A 2,880-nucleotide genomic window follows, 5' to 3' on the forward strand; every position below is an offset into this window, starting at 1 on the left:
TTAATGCCCGTTGCAGCCTGAGAAGCAAGAGGCATCACCCGAAAGGGTGAGGAGTAGTCACAAAACGAATTTCAATCCCGTTCTTGCGCGTGAGCATTTTTGTATGCTGAACTGAAAGAGTACCGCACTTGGCGACACTCCTTCCTAATGTCACGGCTTATCAGCCTAAGCCGCCGCAGCGGTGGCGGTAAGCTCAAACCCGACGTTCGCTCTTTCACGGACGGAGGAGAAGTTATGCTGGTTGAAACGTTTGCCATTCCTCCAGCGCAGCTCGAGCATGTTGTTCGGAGACATTTCGCTTTCCGAAGCGTAGCGCCGTGCGACGAAGTCTCCCATCTCGGTAACGAGAACCTCCTGACGCCCTGCCTTGGAAGCCTTGCTTGGGTCTGTGGCAGGCTTCTTCTGAACATCCTGCCACTTTCCGTCGACACGGATGGCGTTAGCCTTCATGGCGAAGCGGGCGTCATCTCGGTTGACCTTCTGAAGAAGTCCTCCACCCATGCCGAAGACGATGTTGTCTCCCGAGAACCCGGCTAGCTTCATCGCGTTCAGGATTTTTCCCATGATGAAGATGTCGATGCCATCCCCCTGGATGACTCGAATGTATGGAGGCAGGACCCTGTACCCCTTGCTGTTCATGGTCGAGCTAAACTTTGCCTCCAGTTTCTTCAAGACGCGAATGACGACATCGACCGGATCACCGGAGTCGGGGCGAATGACGATCGTGCCGTCGCGTTTCTCGACATCGTTCTTCAGCTCCTCGCCCCAAATCCGGTCGATGACGTCCCAGAGATCGTAGCTGTCGGAGACAGAAGAAACGATCCCGCTCGGAAACTGGTTCAGAAGGTGGCGACAGAACTCGAGTTCCTTCTCCGGTCCCCAGCTCGTGACGACGGAATGCTCGCTCGCAGGGACCGAGTAGCCCGCGATGAATTCCTTGAAGTTAGCCTTGACGCTCCGCATCTCCCGTGCGGTTCGCAGCTTCTCGTCGTAGTAGTAATTGACCGCGCGTACGGCCGCCTTGGTGTCGGTGCCCATGAAGTTGATTAAGTGAGCCATGCCGCCCAGAACAGATTGTTCGTAGCAGGTGGTTCCACGAGCGCCGAAGTCGTGCAGCTTGAAGCCGATCTGGCCGCCGGGGTCGTCACTTGTCTCAACAAGGTTCTTCCAGATAACCTTCTTTGCTTCCCTGCTGTAGGTCGCGACGGTGGATGGGTACCAAACGGCCCGCAGCAGCGGTGTTTCCCGGGCAGATGTCAGGAAGGCGAACCGCGGGTCCGTGTTGACCGCCTGCACCATGGGGGTACCGGCAGGAACGACGAGACCCTCAGGCAGCGAGCGGATTTCGAGCGGAGCGATGCCGCCATATTCGTTGAGCATGATCTCGGCCCCGACGCGGTTGAACGGCAATCCGTGCTCGTTCGTCAACTCCTCGGCCTCATCGATGTCGTACTGATCGATGACGGAGCCTTCCATGTAGTCGTCGAGGAACGGCTGAAGTCCAGCCACGACGACCTCGTTGAATTTGCCGCCGACGCGGGCCTCAATGTAGCTCGAGACGTATTCCGTTCCGGGAGGCAGCATCAGAAAGTGAGAGTCTTTGTAGCTGTCAATATCGGCGAGCCAGTTGTAGGGTTTCATGTCTAAGTCCTTTCTGTTGCTCTCGTTAGCCGGTCAGTCCGAGGGACTGGAGAATGAGGTAGTGGTCTTCCATGAATTCGCGAGGATCCGCGGTCTTTGGGTTGATCCAGAAGGCATCAGCCGCGTCGTCTCCGGCGGTAACTCTGGTTTGAAGACCGTCAGGGAGACGGAAGCGATATACGTTGGTGACGGTCCTTCCGCGCGTCGAGCGGGTCGGGTCGTCGAATACTTGTCCCTGGCCAAGACAGGCTTCCTTGATCACGTCCGGATCGAGACCTGTTTCCTCCTGAACTTCCTTTAGGACATTGTCCCAAAGCGTTAGGTTGGGTTCGAGATGTCCGCCCGGAAGCGCCAGCAGCCCCTTGCCTGGACATTGTCCACGCCGCACGACCAGAATCATCCCGTTTTGTTCGATGACTGCGTCAGTCGTAATGAAGTTTGGCGGGTGCTCCAGACCGGTGTACGGACGCTTGTATTCGATCTCGAACTCTCTTTCGCTCAGAAGCCATTTGAATTCCTCGCGAAGTCTGAACTTCTTCATGAACTCGATGACCGAGATCGGGCAGTTGTCATGCGGGATGATCGGTGCCCGGCGGAGGAAGTCGTTGCGGATATCGGTGGCGGAGAAGGTGCCAAACTGGCTCTCGATCTCGATGGACCCCCAGTGCGGGAATTTCCTCAGGTAGTAGGAACTTCCGTCCTTGGCGTATCCGACCAGGTTGAATTCGACATCGTCTATGGATAGACCGATTTCGACCATCGTCCTCGCAGCCGATTTTTCGGCCTCGGCGCACCATTTCGAGTCTTGGGCATGGTCGTGAAGAGGGGCGATCAGGAGTTTGTTCTCGGAGACATCCTTTCGGTATTCGCGGCGAATGAAATCCTCGCGCTCCTCGTAGGTGAAAGGATTCACTTGGGAACGAGCGCGGTTCGCGGATCCGATCAGGATCACGAGGTTATCGACTTTCCTAAGTGCTTCCCGAATGACGAAATCGTGTCCAATGTGGAAAGGCTGAAACCTTCCGATAAAGACCCCGACCGTTTTCTTTGCCTTGTCGCTCATGCGTGTTTCAATCGTGTTAGTGTTGCGTTGATTTCAAGATAGGCGATTAATTTGTATTTTGCAAATTGTAAAATGCAAATTATTCTCCGAGTGAGTTGACTATCAAGCCGCGCCGCCCTGTACACGACACAGTTTACGAAAAAACCAGCGGATGGCGGAAACATGGCGGATATCGA

General features: G+C 55.4%; 2 protein-coding genes. Both read right to left on the reverse strand.

Going from position 1 to position 2,880, the window contains the following annotated elements; all coding sequences use genetic code 11:
• Positions 1 to 165: 165 nt before the first annotated feature.
• Complete coding sequence (locus E1297_RS03100) at positions 166 to 1,641, reverse strand: nicotinate phosphoribosyltransferase (RefSeq protein WP_155133765.1); 1,476 nt, start codon at positions 1,639 to 1,641, stop codon at positions 166 to 168.
• A gap of 25 nt (positions 1,642 to 1,666) precedes the next feature.
• Positions 1,667 to 2,704 carry an NUDIX domain-containing protein gene (locus tag E1297_RS03105; protein WP_155133768.1) on the reverse strand — a complete coding sequence of 346 codons (1,038 nt, stop codon included), beginning with the start codon at positions 2,702 to 2,704 and terminating at the stop codon, positions 1,667 to 1,669.
• Positions 2,705 to 2,880: the final 176 nt, after the last annotated feature.

This window comes from Roseibium sp. RKSG952 (genome assembly GCF_009711355.1).

Excerpts from the sequence above, each read along its gene's own strand:
- E1297_RS03100 (WP_155133765.1), bottom strand. The coding sequence starts at position 1,641 with ATGAAACCCTACAACTGGCTCGCCGATATTGACAGCTACAAAGACTCT.
- E1297_RS03105 (WP_155133768.1), bottom strand. The coding sequence starts at position 2,704 with ATGAGCGACAAGGCAAAGAAAACGGTCGGGGTCTTTATCGGAAGGTTT.